The organism is Microvirgula curvata, assembly GCF_054781615.1.
The window spans coordinates 58,188-72,660 of record NZ_BAAGUB010000010.1; the positions used below are offsets into that span (position 1 = coordinate 58,188).

General features: G+C 65.3%; 12 protein-coding genes, 1 tRNA gene and 1 CRISPR repeat array. Of the genes, 9 read left to right on the forward strand and 4 right to left on the reverse strand.

Annotation, left to right across the window (positions count from 1 at the left end):
- Window positions 1-47 precede the first annotated feature (47 nt).
- From casA to cas6e, 5 genes are read left to right on the forward strand one after another with little or no spacing between them, the layout of a single operon-like run.
- Window positions 48-1,631, forward strand: coding sequence for a type I-E CRISPR-associated protein Cse1/CasA (gene casA, locus ACYVG8_RS04890; RefSeq protein WP_460745098.1), 1,584 nt, complete (start codon window positions 48-50; stop codon window positions 1,629-1,631).
- A complete protein-coding gene (gene casB / locus ACYVG8_RS04895; RefSeq protein WP_107889572.1) occupies window positions 1,612-2,205 on the forward strand; it encodes a type I-E CRISPR-associated protein Cse2/CasB in 594 nt (197 codons plus the stop codon). Before casA ends, casB begins: the two co-directional genes overlap by 20 nt.
- A 16-nt stretch (window positions 2,206-2,221) precedes the next feature.
- Window positions 2,222-3,274: a type I-E CRISPR-associated protein Cas7/Cse4/CasC gene (cas7e, locus tag ACYVG8_RS04900; protein ID WP_112692312.1), complete on the forward strand. Its 1,053-nt coding sequence runs from the start codon at window positions 2,222-2,224 to the stop codon at window positions 3,272-3,274.
- A 3-nt stretch (window positions 3,275-3,277) separates the two neighbouring features.
- On the forward strand, window positions 3,278-4,021 hold the full coding sequence (cas5e, locus tag ACYVG8_RS04905; protein ID WP_028500587.1) for a type I-E CRISPR-associated protein Cas5/CasD: 744 nt from the start codon (window positions 3,278-3,280) through the stop codon (window positions 4,019-4,021).
- The gene (gene cas6e / locus ACYVG8_RS04910) at window positions 4,018-4,722 is read left to right on the forward strand and encodes a type I-E CRISPR-associated protein Cas6/Cse3/CasE (protein ID WP_028500586.1); all 705 of its coding nucleotides are present in this window, start codon (window positions 4,018-4,020) and stop codon (window positions 4,720-4,722) included. The genes cas5e and cas6e overlap by 4 nt, the downstream gene beginning before the upstream one ends.
- Window positions 4,723-4,810: 88 nt before the next feature.
- Window positions 4,811-6,000: direct repeats of the CRISPR family, unit length 29 nt; unit sequence CGGTTCATCCCCGCGTACGCGGGGAACAC.
- 197 nt (window positions 6,001-6,197) lie between these two features.
- On the opposite strand, the gene ACYVG8_RS04915 is transcribed toward cas6e, so the two are convergent.
- Together ACYVG8_RS04915 and ACYVG8_RS04920 are read right to left on the reverse strand one after the other, a co-directional pair.
- Window positions 6,198-6,273: transfer RNA gene (locus ACYVG8_RS04915), tRNA-Asn, on the reverse strand.
- Window positions 6,274-6,348: 75 nt separating this feature from the next.
- The gene (locus tag ACYVG8_RS04920) at window positions 6,349-9,627 is read right to left on the reverse strand and encodes an Rne/Rng family ribonuclease (RefSeq protein ID WP_460745099.1); all 3,279 of its coding nucleotides are present in this window, start codon (window positions 9,625-9,627) and stop codon (window positions 6,349-6,351) included.
- A gap of 526 nt (window positions 9,628-10,153) precedes the next feature.
- On the opposite strand from ACYVG8_RS04920, the gene ACYVG8_RS04925 reads away from it, so the two are divergent.
- Genes ACYVG8_RS04925 through ACYVG8_RS04940 form a run of 4 tightly spaced genes read left to right on the forward strand, consistent with a single transcriptional unit; the run spans window position 10,154 to window position 13,055 of the window.
- A complete protein-coding gene (locus ACYVG8_RS04925) occupies window positions 10,154-11,092 on the forward strand; it encodes an RluA family pseudouridine synthase (RefSeq protein ID WP_028500584.1) in 939 nt (312 codons plus the stop codon).
- A complete protein-coding gene (locus ACYVG8_RS04930; protein WP_460745100.1) occupies window positions 11,089-11,751 on the forward strand; it encodes an HAD-IA family hydrolase in 663 nt (220 codons plus the stop codon). The genes ACYVG8_RS04925 and ACYVG8_RS04930 overlap by 4 nt, the downstream gene beginning before the upstream one ends.
- Entirely contained in the window at window positions 11,727-12,065 is a 339-nt protein-coding gene (locus ACYVG8_RS04935) for a Rieske (2Fe-2S) protein (RefSeq protein ID WP_460745101.1), read from the forward strand. The genes ACYVG8_RS04930 and ACYVG8_RS04935 overlap by 25 nt, the downstream gene beginning before the upstream one ends.
- Before the next feature lie 57 nt (window positions 12,066-12,122).
- Complete coding sequence (locus tag ACYVG8_RS04940; RefSeq protein ID WP_028500581.1) at window positions 12,123-13,055, forward strand: S49 family peptidase; 933 nt, start codon at window positions 12,123-12,125, stop codon at window positions 13,053-13,055.
- 279 nt (window positions 13,056-13,334) lie between these two features.
- Here the strand turns inward: ACYVG8_RS04940 and ACYVG8_RS04945 are convergent, their stop codons facing one another.
- Both ACYVG8_RS04945 and ACYVG8_RS04950 read right to left on the reverse strand, forming a co-directional pair.
- Window positions 13,335-14,219 (reverse strand): MlaA family lipoprotein, encoded by an 885-nt coding sequence (locus tag ACYVG8_RS04945; RefSeq protein ID WP_159076011.1) that lies wholly within the window; start codon window positions 14,217-14,219, stop codon window positions 13,335-13,337.
- Window positions 14,200-14,472, reverse strand: a complete 273-nt coding sequence (locus tag ACYVG8_RS04950; protein WP_460745102.1) for an STAS domain-containing protein — start codon at window positions 14,470-14,472, stop codon at window positions 14,200-14,202. The genes ACYVG8_RS04945 and ACYVG8_RS04950 overlap by 20 nt, the downstream gene beginning before the upstream one ends.
- Between the last annotated feature and the right edge of the window lies 1 nt (window position 14,473).

Genomic DNA, 14,473 nt, shown 5'->3' on the forward strand with positions numbered 1-14,473 from the left:
GCGTACGCATTGATTTCAAAGAGTAATCCGTAAAGGAAACGCCACGAATGAACCTGCTTGATCCAGACAACCACTGGCTCCTCCTGCGCCGCCTTGACGGCAGCGCGCTGCCGGCCAGTGTCCATGCGCTGTCGCAGCCGGATGTGGTCGATGTGCTGGCCCCGCGGGCCGATTTTCGTGGCGCGCTCTACCAGTTGCTGATCGGTCTGCTGCAGACCGCCCATGCGCCCGCCGACATGGACGACTGGCACCGGCTGTGGCGACAGCCGCCTGATGCGGCAACCCTGCAGGCATGGCTGGCACCATTGCAGCCTGCTTTCGAGCTGGACGGGAATGGCGCCGCCTTCATGCAGGATCTGGACCCGCTGACCGAGGCAAAGGATAACAGCACGGCCGACTTGCTGATCGACCGTGGCTCGGACTCCAATCTGTTCTTCAACAAGCCGGGCTCCTGGCAGGGGCTGTGCCCGGCCTGCGTGGCCCAGGCGCTGTTTACCCTGCAGATCAATGCGCCGAGCGGTGGCGTTGGTCACCGTACCTCGCTGCGCGGCGGTGGTCCGCTCAGCACGCTGGTCTTGCCGGCAAACGCCGAGGCCACGCTGTGGCAGAAGCTGTGGCTGAATGTGCTGCCTCTGGAAACGGGCGACGAGGCCTGGCGGCAGCCGGCACCGCTTGCAGCCAGCCTGCCCTGGCTGACGGCGACCCGCATCAGTGACAAGAACGGTGTGGAAACCCGCCCCGATGATGTCCATCCGCTGCAAGCCTACTGGAGCATGCCGCGCCGGCTGCGGCTGGATGAGACACAGACACAGGCCGGGCAATGCGGGATCTGCGGCCAGCCGCATGAGCAGCTCTACACCCGCTACCGCACCCGCAACTATGGCACCAACTACACCGGCAACTGGCTGCACCCCCTCACGCCGTACGCCATCGACCCCAAACACGTCAAACCGGCCCTGCCCGCCAAGGGCGGGCGGGCCGCAGGCAGCTACCAGCACTGGCTGAGTCTGACTTTTGGCGAGGACGACAGCATGAAGGTAGCGGCCGTCGTCTCCGACTTCAATCGCCGTGATGGCAAGGCGGACTGCCTGTGCGAACGCGGCGAAGCCCGGCTGTGGTGCTTCGGCTTCGAGATGGACAACATGAAGGCGAGGGCCTGGCACGACAGCACGCTGCCGCTGTACCAGCCCGTCAGCCACGATGAGCGCCGTTTTGCCCAGGCGGTTCGCCAGGTGCTTGGCGTTGCCGAACAGAGCGCATCCCTGCTCGGCGAGCAGGTCAAGCTGGCCTGCGGCAGCAGCAAGAAGGAACCGGCAGTCGAACAGAGTTTCTGGCAGCACACGGAAACGTCCTTCTACGCCGCCGTGCAGCAACTGGCATCACTGCCGCAGCTGGAAGACGAGCACTGTGTCCCCGCTTTTACCCAGTGGCTGAAAGCCGTGCGCAGCCAGACCCTGAATCTGTTCGACCGCTGGATATTGAATGCCCCGGTCGAGGAAATGAACATGAAGCGGGTCATCAAGGCCCGGGACGAACTGCGGCGCGGCCTGTGGCGTGCCAAACCGCACAAGCAGATGGAACAGATGATCAAGCAATTTTCCGGAGAAGCCCATGAAGCAGTTTCTCAGTGAGCCGCAGCAAGCGCTCGTCGTCCTGTGGTGGAACGGTCTGCAGAACGAGAACGGAAGGCCGGCGGGTCCGTTCGCCATGCTGACCCACGGCGACCGGGCACAGCTGCGCCGCTGCGCCCTGCCCGACGACGTGCTGCTGCTGTCGTCACTGCACCGGCTGGCGCAGGCCTTGCAAAAGGCCGATGGCCCGGCCGTGCCGCTGTCTGCGCTGGCGCTGGCCGCCGGGGTGCTGTCGCATGTCACCGACCACATTCCCGGCAAGGATTTTGCCCGTGCGCTGGGCAGCAAGAACGGCACCGACCGGCCATGCATGAGCGAGTTGCGCTTTCAGCAACTGCAGACCTGCCGTGACGAGGTCGCCTTTTTCCGTCAGGCGCGCCGTGCCGTCGACCTGCTCGGCGGCACGACTGACGTCGGCCGGCTGGCCAACGATCTGCTGAACTGGGTGCATGAATACCGCCAGCCTGATCCGGCCCTGCCGCCCGCGCAACGCCTGAAGCTGCGCTGGGCCACCCTCTATTACCAGGCCGCCCTGCCCGAATCCGCCGACGAACAAGCCCGGCAACCCTCTTGACCCTGGAGCCTCGACCATGACCCGTTTCATCCAGCTGCACACCCTGATTTCCTACCCGCCGTCCAACCTGAACCGCGATGATCTCGGCCGACCGAAAACGGCGCTGATGGGCGGCGCCGAACGTCTGCGCGTGTCGTCGCAGAGTCTGAAGCGCGCATGGCGCACGTCCGACGTGTTCGCTGCCCGCCTTGGCAGCCAGGTCGGCAGCAGCGACGGCAGCCTCGGTACGCGGACCAAGCGCCTGGGCGCAGACGCTTACGAGCGTTTCCGGGCCGCCGGTTTCAATGAAAAACTGGCCGGCGACAGCGCCGGCAAGATTGCCCAGGTCTACGGGGCGCTGAAAAAGGACAAGTCGTTCGAGATCGAACAGCTGGTCCATGTGTCAGCGGAAGAAAAGGCCACGCTCGATGCGCTGATCGCCACGCTGATCGCCGGGAAGCGCGAACCGGAGCAGGCTGAACTGGACGCCCTGCTGCACACCCAGCACGCAGTGGATATCGCCATGTTCGGCCGCATGCTGGCCAGCAAGACCGAATACAACGGGGAAGCGGCAGTCCAGGTGGCGCATGCCCTGGGCATTCACGCCTCGGTGCTGGAAGACGACTACTTCACCGCCGTCGACGACCTGAATGTGCAGGACGCCGGTGCCGCCCACATCGGTGAAAGCCCGTTCGCCGCTGCCGTGCTCTACCAGTACCTGTGCATTGACCGGGAACTGCTCAAGCGCAATCTGGGCGGCGACGAGGCCCTGCTGAACGCCGCGCTGCAGGCATTGATCGAAGCGGCGCTGACCGTCGCCCCGACCGGCAAGCAGAACAGCTATGCAAGCCGCGCTTATGCCCACTATGCGCTAGTGGAAAAAGGCAGCCGCCAGCCACGCAGTCTGTCGCTGGCCTTCCTCAAGCCGGTAGCAGGTAACGATTACGCCAGCGAGGGTATCCAGGCGCTGACCACGCTGCGTGACAATATGGACAAGGTTTACGGTGCCTGCGCCGATGCCCGTGACGAGTTCAATGTCCTGACCGGTTCGGGCAGCCTGGCCGGATTGCTGGCATTCGCGGCGGAGTAAGCCATGCACTCATATCTGGTACTGCGTCTCTATGGACCAATGGCCAGTTGGGGCGAGGTCGCGGTTGGCGAACAGCGCCCGGGCGCGCCCCATCCGTCACGCTCGGCGCTGCTGGGTCTGCTCGGGGCGGCGCTGGGCATCCGCCGTGACGATGAGGCCGGACAGCAGGCGCTTGGCGCCGGCTATCGCTTCGGCATCAAATTGCTGTCGGCCGGACTGCCACTGCGCGATTACCACACCGTGCAATGGCCGGACCTGCCGAAGAAATTCAGCTACGCCACCCGCCGTCAGGAAATGCGCGCCCCGGACAGGTTGAACACCATCCTGACCAGCCGCGACTACCGCTGCGACAGCCTGTACACCGTGGCCATCGAGGCGACGGCGGATGCGGCATACGATCTGGCCACGCTGGGTGCGGCCATCGAGCGCCCGGTCTTTGTACCCTATCTGGGGCGCAAATCCTGCCCGCTGGCCCTGCCGCTGAACCCCCGGCTCGAATCGTTTCCCAGCCTGAAAGCCGCACTGGACAGCCGCGATGACGAGACGCTGATCCCGGAGGACCGCCATCACCAGTCTGCCTGCCTGCGCCCCGACCGCCTGGCCCGCTATTACTGGGATGCGAGGATGGACAGTGCCGGCATGCCGGTCACGCTCAGGCAGACCCGGCATGACGAGCCGCTGTCGCGCCGGCGCTGGCAGTTCGACACCCGGCAGGAAAACGTATACCTGGCCGAAGGAAGACAATGAGCTACTTCTCCCGCATCAGCATCAAGAGCGGCGCGCTGGCCGCGCAGGAAGGCGGCCTCGACGCTGGCGACGCCTATCGTGACCACACGCTGATCTGGCGCCTGTTCCCTGATTCGCCCGACAAGGCGCCGCGTGACTTCCTGTTTCGCGCCGCCAGTGCGGCAAGCGGGACGCTGCTGTACTACCTGGTCTCGCAACGTCAGCCACAGTCCTGGCATCCGCTGGTCACGGTGAACAGCAAACCCTTCCAGCCCCGGCTGGAGACAGGCGAATGGGTCGACTTCAGCCTGCGCGCCAATCCGACAGTGGCCATCGCCAGCGCCCCCGACCAGCGCGGCAAGCGTCACGACGTCCTCATGCATGCCAAGACCCTCGCCAGACAGGCCGGGCTGCAGGGTGAGTCACTGCAGCAGGCAATCCGGCAGGCTGCGCTGGCCTGGCTGGACAAGCGCGCTGCCAGCTGGGGCCTGCAGATCGACCCGGACCAGATCCAGGCCGATGGCTATTGCCAGCACGTTCTGCGCAGCAAGGGCCGGGAACTGCGCTTCTCCAGCGTCGACTATCAGGGCATGGCGCGCGTGCAGGACCCGGAGCGTCTGACCCAGGCAATGCTGGGCCAGCCGCTCCCAGGCAAAAACGCCAGCCTCGGCCATGCCCAGGCATTTGGCTGCGGGCTGCTGCTGGTCAAGCGACTGGCGTGATCGCAGGCAGGCCCGGCGGGGGTCCGTTCGGCCGTTCTTCGCCTGAGCGAGGCCCCCCATTGACGCTGATGCAGGCAAGGCCCGCAAGCGGTTTATCCCCGCGTACGCGGGGAACACTTCAGCGTCAGCGTGAACTCGATCCGCCGAGCCGGTTCATCCCCGCGTACGCGGGGAACACGCCAGAGCAGGCGATCCGTCTGATGATCCCCACGGTTCATCCCCGCGTACGCGGGGGACACATTCCCCCGGGCTGGGTAAAAGCCGAGGTTTGCGGTTCATCCCCGCGTACGCGGGGAACACTTCGCGCTGGGCGCGCTCTGCAGCCAGATTGGCGGTTCATCCCCGCGTACGCGGGGAACACCGGCAATGTCTGGCCTGCGGCGATGACGACCGCGGTTCATCCCCGCGTACGCGGGGAACACCAGAATTTCTGCGACGCCACGCGGATGAAGACCGGTTCATCCCCGCGTACGCGGGGAACACATACCCGCCCTTGGAAATTGCATCGTTGATGTCCGGTTCATCCCCGCGTACGCGGGGAACACGATCGCTGTTTGGCTGGTGCTGCTGGTAGCGGCGGTTCATCCCCGCGTACGCGGGGAACACGTGGGGCGGGATGCCCAGCGACTGGTGGTTCGACGGTTCATCCCCGCGTACGCGGGGAACACTCACAACCGACAAAAAAAATATGACCAATTGTCGGTTCATCCCCGCGTACGCGGGGAACACCGCGACAGGTTGTCCAGACGCGTAACCAGCATCGGTTCATCCCCGCGTACGCGGGGAACACGATATCCAGGATTCGACGACGAGGAGGCGGCGCGGTTCATCCCCGCGTACGCGGGGAACACCGTGGATTATTGACTGGCCGGAGGCGCCGGAGCGGTTCATCCCCGCGTACGCGGGGAACACGTCAGAGCTTCCGAGATTCGCGGAAGATGCTGTGGTTCATCCCCGCGTACGCGGGGAACACGGGCGATCAGGTAGTCGCTCATACGGAACCGCCGGTTCATCCCCGCGTACGCGGGGAACACTTACAGCAGGGTGGACCGACCTGACGATGTACCGGTTCATCCCCGCGTACGCGGGGAACACGCGAGTTGCCTCCAACTGGGCGCGGGCTTCGGCGGTTCATCCCCGCGTACGCGGGGAACACATCGCTGGTCTGCGCTTGCGGCAAGGGGCATGCGGTTCATCCCCGCGTACGCGGGGAACACTCCTCCTCCCACCTGCCGCCTCGTCAGTCTCTCGGTTCATCCCCGCGTACGCGGGGAACACTCTAAAAATAACCACCTGATTAAAAACGATTATTTGCCACAGCAAAAATCTACCGATTTTCAGCACCCGGCAAGGGTGCTCATGCACACCGCAGCCAGTACGATAGCAGCCTCGCACACCGGCGGCCATCCGGCCTGTTTCTCCCGGCAACCCAAAAATGAAAACGCCGTGAACATGCGTTCACGGCGTTTGAATTCTGGCTCCCCGACCTGGGCTCGAACCAGGGACCTACGGATTAACAGTCCGGCGCTCTACCAACTGAGCTATCGGGGAATCGAGAAAAGAGATTCTACGGAAGCCTGCTGATTCCGTCAACCCCCTGCATGCAGAAGGTTGACGGATTTCCGCTTAGTGGCGCGTCTCGACCTGCGACAGGCCGTTCTGGCCAGCGTCGCCGGCAGCGGCGGGCTGGGCCACGTCGGCGCGGCGGCGGGCTTCGGCGGCCGGGGTCTCGGCCGTGTCGGCCGGGGTGTCATGACCGGCGGTCTCGATCTGGACCAGCGATACCGGCTCGGCCACGACGGGCTGCTGCTGGCGCTGCTGGTTGCGACGGCGGACCGGGGCGGTCGGGACCACTTCGGTTTCGGCAACCGGGGTGGTAACGGCCCTGGTGCTGACCATGACCAGCCCGTCGGCAACCGGGGCGGCGACTTCAGCAGCTCTGGCTACCGGCGCTTCGGCCTTGATTTCGACCGGTTTGGGCGCTTCGACGCGTTCCACTACCGGTGCAACCTCGACCCTGGCTTCGACCTTCTCGACCACCGGAGCGGCTTCGATCACCGGTGCCACGGCTTCGGCTTCGACCTTCGGCGTTTCGATCACTGCCGGCGCGGCCGGCTTTGCAGCCACCGGTTCGGCTTCGGCCAGAATCTGGGCCGGTTTGGCCGGCACTTCTTCCGGCGTCGTGTTCAGCATGTCGATGCCGGACTGCGAACCGCCCTCTTCGATCCAGGTGGCGCGGGCATCGGCCTGCACTTCGCGGGCTTCTGCCGGTGCCGGTTCAGCGATGTCGGCACGGACTTCCTGCGCCGGCTGCTCGGCCACGGCCGGGCGTTCCTGACGCTCCTGACGCGGCTGGCGTTCCTGACGCGGCTGGCGCTCCGGCCGTTCCTGACGCTCCTGGCGTTCTGCGCGCGGCTCGGCAGCCGGTTTCGGCTCGGCGGCAAGCGGCATGTCACCGTTGCTGGCGACGCCGTTGTCTTCCGCTTCCGGGCGACGTTCTCCGCCACGACGACCGCGACGACGACGGTTGCTGCGTTCGGCGCGTTCGGTTTCGGCTTCCGGTGCTTCTTCTTCGGCCGGCGGCAGGTCACCGATGGTGACCGGCTTGTTGATCAGCTCGTCGGCAGCCGGGGCATCACGCTGTTCTTCACGGCGCGGGTTACGGCGGCGTTCGCGCGGTTCGCGCGGCTGACGGCCTTCGGCGGCTTCGGCGCGGACTTCCGGTGCCGGCACGTCCTGACGTTCCTGGCGTTCCTGACGCTCGACCGGGCGGCGTTCCGGACGCTCGCCACGTTCGGCCCGTTCGGCGCGGACGTCATTGCGTTCGCGGCTTTCCGGGTTGCGATCGCCGCGTTCGCGACGTTCGTGGGTGTTGCGTTCCGGGTTGCGTTCGCCACGTTCCTGACGGTTGTCACCGCGTTCCTGGCGATTGTCGTTGCGTTCGCCGCGGTTTTCCGGCGTGCGGTCGTTGCGATCGCGGCCTTCCTGGTTGCGATCCTGACGTTCGCGGCGCGGCGTGCCTTCGCCCTGTTGCGGCGAGCGGCGGCGCTGTTCTTCGGTCTTGGCGTGACGTTGTTTGCGGTCGCGCTTCTGGCTGGCATCGCTGCCGCCGGCCTGTTGCGCAGCCGGCGTCGGACGCGGGCGGGCAGCCGGGGTGGCCGGTTTCTTGTCGGTATCGCCCTGGAACCAGGCGATGATGCGCTGGAACAGGCCCTGCGGTGCGGCAGCGGCGGTGGCCGGACGGGCAGCGCTCTGGCGGGCAGCCGGTGCAGCCGGTTCTTCGCGGACCGGGGCCGGTTGCTGCGGGGTGATACCCTGCACGGCGGCCTGCGGACGCTCCGGCTTCACGCGGTCGGCCAGGTAGGCTTCCATCGCGTCTTCTTCCGGTGCTTCGGCCAGGCGATAGCTCGGGCCGTCGTCTTCGACGATTTCCGTCATGTCGTCCTGGCGCAGACGGGTGATCTTGTAGTGCGGGGTTTCGAAGTGGATGTTCGGGATCAGCACCACTTCGACCTTCAGGCGGGCTTCGATGCCGAACAGTTCGGCACGCTTCTCGTTCAGCAGGAAGGTCGCGACGTCGACCGGTACCTGGACGTGGACCGCGCCGGTGTTTTCCTTCATCGCTTCTTCGGTCAGGATGCGCAGGATGTGCAGTGCCGACGATTCGATGCCGCGGATGAAGCCGGTGCCATGGCAACGCGGGCACGGCATGTGGCTGGTTTCACCCAGGCTCGGCTGCAGGCGCTGACGCGACAGTTCGAGCAGGCCGAAGCGCGACAGTTTGCCCATCTGGACCCGGGCGCGATCGGCACGCAGTGCGTCCTTGAGCCGGTTTTCGACTTCGCGCTGGTTCTTCGGGTTTTCCATGTCGATGAAGTCGATGACGATCAGGCCACCGAGGTCACGCAGGCGCAGCTGGCGGGCGATTTCATCGGCCGCTTCGACGTTGGTGTTCAGCGCGGTGGTCTCGATGTCCGCGCCCTTGGTGGCGCGGGCCGAGTTCACGTCGATCGACACCAGTGCTTCGGTATGGTCGATGACGATGGCGCCGCCGGACGGCAGCGCAACCTGGCGCGAGAACGCCGTTTCGATCTGGTGTTCGATCTGGAAGCGCGAGAACAGCGGAACGTCGTCCTTGTACAGCTTGACGCGGTTCACGTTGCCCGGCATCACGTGGCCCATGAACTGACGGGCCTGGTCCCAGATTTCTTCGGTGTCGACCAGCAGTTCGCCGATGTCCGGCTGGAAGTAGTCGCGAATCGCGCGGATGACGAGGCTGCCTTCCTGGAAGATCAGGAACGGCGCGGCCTGGGCACCGGCGGCGGATTCAACGGCGGTCCACAGCTGGAGCAGGTAGTTCAGGTCCCACTGCAGTTCGTCGAACGAACGGCCGATGCCGGCGGTGCGGGCGATCAGGCTGGTGCCCTGCGGGGTTTCGAGCTGGCTCATCAGTTCGCGCAGCTCGTTGCGTTCTTCGCCCTCGATGCGGCGCGATACGCCACCGCCACGCGGGTTGTTCGGCATCAGCACCAGGTAGCGACCGGCGAGGCTGATGTAGGTGGTCAGCGCTGCGCCCTTGTTGCCGCGTTCGTCCTTCTCGACCTGGACGATGAGTTCCTGGCCTTCGCGCAGCACGTCCTGGATCTTCGGACGACCGCCTTCGTAGGCGTTGAAATAGGTGCGGGAGACTTCCTTGAACGGCAGGAAGCCGTGACGGTCGGTGCCGTAGTCGACGAAGCAGGCTTCCAGCGAGGGCTCGATGCGGGTGATCACGCCCTTGTAGATATTGCCCTTGCGCTGTTCCTTGCCGACCGTCTCGATGTCGAGATCGATGAGCTTCTGCCCATCGACGATCGCGACGCGCAGCTCTTCGGCCTGCGTCGCATTGAACAACATGCGTTTCATGTTTGGTGTTCCCAGCACGCACGTCGCACGGGAATTGCAGCCAGTTTTTGACCATCCGCCGGCTTTGCGGGCGGATGCTATCCGAAAGATGCGCCTTCGATGGAAAGATCGGGAACGGAGTATCGCGTTAGCCGGCGTCTCATGTATTGCACGGCCCGGAACATCGCGTCAGGCGCGACGGCATCGACAGTGTCTGGCGGTGCCGTTTCGGGGTGTGGGCCGTGTCGGGTCAAACTTCGCTGCATGGTTTCCTGACTGGCTAGGGCATCAGGAAACAGGAACTTGCCTAAAGTGCGTCGTGCGCTCAAATGCATTAACATCGCTACTTTTCGGTGAGCGATACAAACCTTTTTGTCGCCAGCCGTCATTTCACCGCGTCAGGTCGACGCAAAAACTGCGTCGCCGGCTGTGCGCCCCAGACCCGCTGGCGGCGAAATTTTCGTTTCGCAACCGGTCGAAGGCGTTACGCTTCACCGCCACCACGCGCGTCGCGTCGCAACGATAAAGCGACCGAAGTATAAGCAATATGACCCCTCCGAGCAAAGATTCCGTCACCTTCCATTCCATCGATGAAGACGAGGCCGGCCAGCGGATAGACAACTGGCTGCTGAAGATCCTGAAAGGGGTGCCGAAAAGCCATGTGTACCGCATTCTCCGCGCAGGGGAAGTGCGGGTGAACAAGGGGCGCATCGACGCCAGTTACCGCCTTGCCGGCGGCGATCTGGTGCGCGTGCCGCCGATCCGCATCGCCGTGCGCGACAATGCCGCGCGGCCGGTGCCGGCGGCGGTGTTCCCGATCGTCTACGAGGACGATGCGATGCTGGTCATCGACAAGCCGTCCGGTGTTGCCGTCCACGGCGGGTCCGGTGTCAGCTTCGGCGTGATCGAGCAGTTGCGCGCCGCGCGGCCCGAGGCCCGCTTCCTCGAACTGGTTCACCGCCTCGACCGCGATACGTCCGGCCTGCTGATGCTGGCCAAGAAGCGTTCGGCGCTGGTCAAGCTGCATGCGATGATGCGCGACAATATTCCGGACAAGCGCTATCTGGCACTGGGTGTCGGCGAATGGGCGGCGGCGCGCAAGTCGGTACGCAAGCCGCTGTTCAAGTACACGCTGCCGGACGGCGAGCGCCGGGTGCGCGTCGACGAGCAGAACGGGCTGGCCTCGCAGACCGATTTCCGCATTGTCGAGCGCCTGCCGGGCTTTACCCTGGTCGAGGCGCGGCTGCGCACCGGTCGTACCCACCAGATTCGCGTCCACATGCAGTCGGCCGACTGTCCGATCGCCGGCGATGACAAGTATGGCGACTACGATACCAACAAGATGCTGGCACGCCAGGGACTGAAACGCCTGTTCCTGCATGCCTGGCACCTCAGCCTGCCCCACCCGCTGACCGGCGAACCGCTGCTGTTCGAAGTCCCGCTGCCGCGCGAACTGGTCGCCTTTGCCGAAAGCCTGAAGTCATGATGGTTGCTCCTCCCTCCCTGCTGGTGTTCGACTGGGACGGTACGCTGATGGATTCGACCGCGCACATCACCCGCTCGATCCAGCGCGCCTGCGCCGATCTCGGTCTGCCGGTGCCGGAACGCGAACGCGCGTCGCACGTGATCGGTCTCGGCCTGCGTGACGCCATGCGCGTCGCCTGCCCGGGTCTGGCCGAGTCGGACTACGGCGGCATGGTTGAAGCCTACAAGCGCAACTACCTGGCCGGCGAAGAGACGGTCGAGCTGTTCCCCGGCGTGCGCGAGGCGCTGCAGGCCTACCGTCAGGCCGGCTATTTCCTCGCCGTGGCCACCGGCAAGGGCCGCCCCGGGCTCGACCGCGCGCTGGAAGCCAGCGGGCTGGCCGGCCTGTTCGATGCCACCCGCACCGTCAACGAGTGTGCGTCCAAGCCCGATCCGGAGATGCTCGATCAGTTGACCGACTACTTTGGCGTCGAGCGCAGCGCCAGCCTGATGGTCGGCGATACCACCCACGATCTGCTGATGGCGAAGAACGCCCGCGTGCCCGGCTGCGGCCTGGCGCAGGGCGCTCATCCGCGTCAGCAGCTCGAGGCCGTGGCACCGCTGGCGGTGTTCGACGACTTCGCCGGTTTCGACACATGGCTGATGTCGCTGCCACGCTGATCTGCCCGTCGTCGGCACTGGTCGACGGCGGCCCCGGCGTGCGCTTCGCCTCGCCGCGCGGCGAGGCGTTCGTGGTCCGCTACCGCTCGCAGGTGCGCGCTTACCTGAATCTCTGCCGCCACCGGCCAATGCCGCTGGACATGAACGACAGCCGCTTCTTCAGCCTCGACGGCCATCATCTGGTCTGCAGCACCCATGGCGCCCATTTTCGCGCCGACAATGGCCTGTGCGTGCTCGGTCCCTGTCCCGGCCAGAAACTGGAACCGGTGGCGGTCATCGAACGCGACGGCAGTGTCTGGCTGGTGGCCGACTGAGCATCCGGGTTTCTGTTAAGCTCGCCCTCGCCCTTCTGACCGGAAATCGATACGCATATGAGTGAAAACTGGGAACGCCAGGTGGTCGAAAAAACCCTGCTGGCTGCCGTCGTCGAACAGCGCCGTACGCGTCGCTGGAACATTTTCTTCCGCCTGACCTGGCTGATCGTCATTGCGCTGGTGCTGTGGCCGCTGTTTGCCAGCATGTCCGGCGATTCGACCGAAGCCCTGCCCGGCGCCGGCACGCGCACCGCCGTGCTGCAGCTCAGCGGCACGATTGACGGCAACAATGACACCGCCAACCGGATGATCGACGGGCTGAAAGCCGCCTACAAGGATTCCGGCACCCGCGGGATCATCATCCGCGCCAACAGCCCCGGCGGCAGCCCGGTGCTGTCCGGCATGGTCTACGACGAGATCATGCGCCAGAAGAAACTGCACCCGAAGATCCCGCTGTACGTGGTGGTCGAGGATGTCTGCGCCAGTGGCTGCTATTACATCGCCGCAGCGGCCGACAAGATCTTTGTCGACAAGGCCAGCATCGTCGGTTCGATCGGCGTGCTGTCGGACGGCTTCGGCTTTACCGGTCTGATGGACAAGCTCGGCGTCGAACGCCGGCTGGCCCACGCCGGCCGCGACAAGGGCATGGGCGATCCGTTCAGCCCGGAAACGCCGGAACAGCGCGCCATCCGTCAGGGTCTGCTCGATGCGATCCACACCCAGTTCATCACCGCGGTCAAGCGCGGCCGTGGCGCGCGGCTGAAAGGGGACGAGTTGTTCACCGGCCGGGTCTGGATCGGCGAACAGGCGATTCCGCTCGGACTGGTCGATGGCTACGGCTCGGTCAATTCGGTCGCCCGCGACGTGATTCATGCCGAAGACACGGTCGACATGACGCCGAAGGACGGCCTCAGCGACCGCATCGCCAAGCGCTTTGGCGTCGGCGTGTCGGCCGGACTGCGCGATCTGATCGAGGCACGCTGGCTGTAGGACGCCGTTTCGGCCCGGCCCCAAAGCCCCTGACCGGATGGTCAGGGGCTTTTGACTGCTCAGGAGTGGGCTGCAACGGTCGCCGTGGTGCCGGTACACGCCCGGCTGACAGCAAGAATCGTGAATGCGGCAGTCTGCCTGACCGGGCCCTGCCCCTTCCGTTCCCGCCACGACGGGGAGATCCTGCTTCGTTGGTCCATTCCGGATGGACGGAACAGCAGAAAGCCCCTGACCGGAGGGTCAGGGGCCTGGTTTCTGGCACGGAAAGCAAGACGGGCACTACGGCGTGACGACGGCTTCCTTGCCGGCTTCCGGCGCTTCTGCAGCTGCGGCATGCGCAGCATGGGCGGTATGCACCATGTGCTCTTCCGGCTCGACCGGCGCAGCCGGCATTGCATGCTGCGGCTCGGACTCGGCACCGCTGTGATTGGCCGGGACCAGTTCGTTGATGTCGATCTCTTCGTTGTCGTCGCCATTGCCCAGCGGCGGCGCAATGCCGAGCTGGCGGGCACGGATCGCCATCCACGCGTCGCGGGTGAACGTGTACTCGTCGAGGGCGGCATCACGCGCCGGGTCCAGCGGCAGCAGGCGCGCGCGCTGGTCGACCAGGTTCACCATCACCGCCGAGGCGTCGGTATAGGTCGTGGTGAACAGTTCGCGCGTCGGCACCGTCAGGTAATCGACGCCGAGACCCAGCGTGTCGCGGATGGTCGACGGCGGGAAGAACGGGACCATGAAGTAGGCACTGTTCTGCCAGCCATAGTGCGCCAGCGTGTCGCCAAAGCCCTTCTGGTCCTTGTGCAGGCCCATCGGCGTGGCAATATCGAGCAGGCCGCCAAGGCCGAGCACGGTATTGACGCTGACGCGCATGAAATCGCTCATCGCCGGCACCGGACGCAGCATGACGATATTGTTCGCCAGGCTCAGCATGTCGGCCAGGTTGTCGAAGAAGTTGCGGATGCCGGTCCGCGCCGGTTGCGGCGTGACCTTCTGGTAGCCTTCGGCCACCGGACGATAGACGTGGCGGTCAAAGCCACTGTTGAAAGCGTAAACCTTGCGGTTATAGCCTTCATACGGATCGGACGGGTTGGAACCCGTTGCGCATCCGCCGAGAGCGATCAGGAGACCGAGCGCCGTCAGGGCCCTAGTCGGCTTGAGAGACAAAATGTTCCACTCCGTACAATTGGGCCAGTGTGGCCAGTCCGTTCGGCAGGGCCGTCAGGGTCAGTTGGCGGCCGGCGGCAGCCGCCGCGCGCTGCAGGCCGAAGACCAGCGCCAGCGCCGAGGAGTCGGCCGACTCCACCGCCGACCAGTCCAGCACGCAATCATCGCGGGCGACGGCCGGGGTCAGCGTGTGCAGCAGGGCTGCGCTGTCGGCCAGCGTCACGCGGGTGGGCAGGGCCAGCCGTTCGCTCATG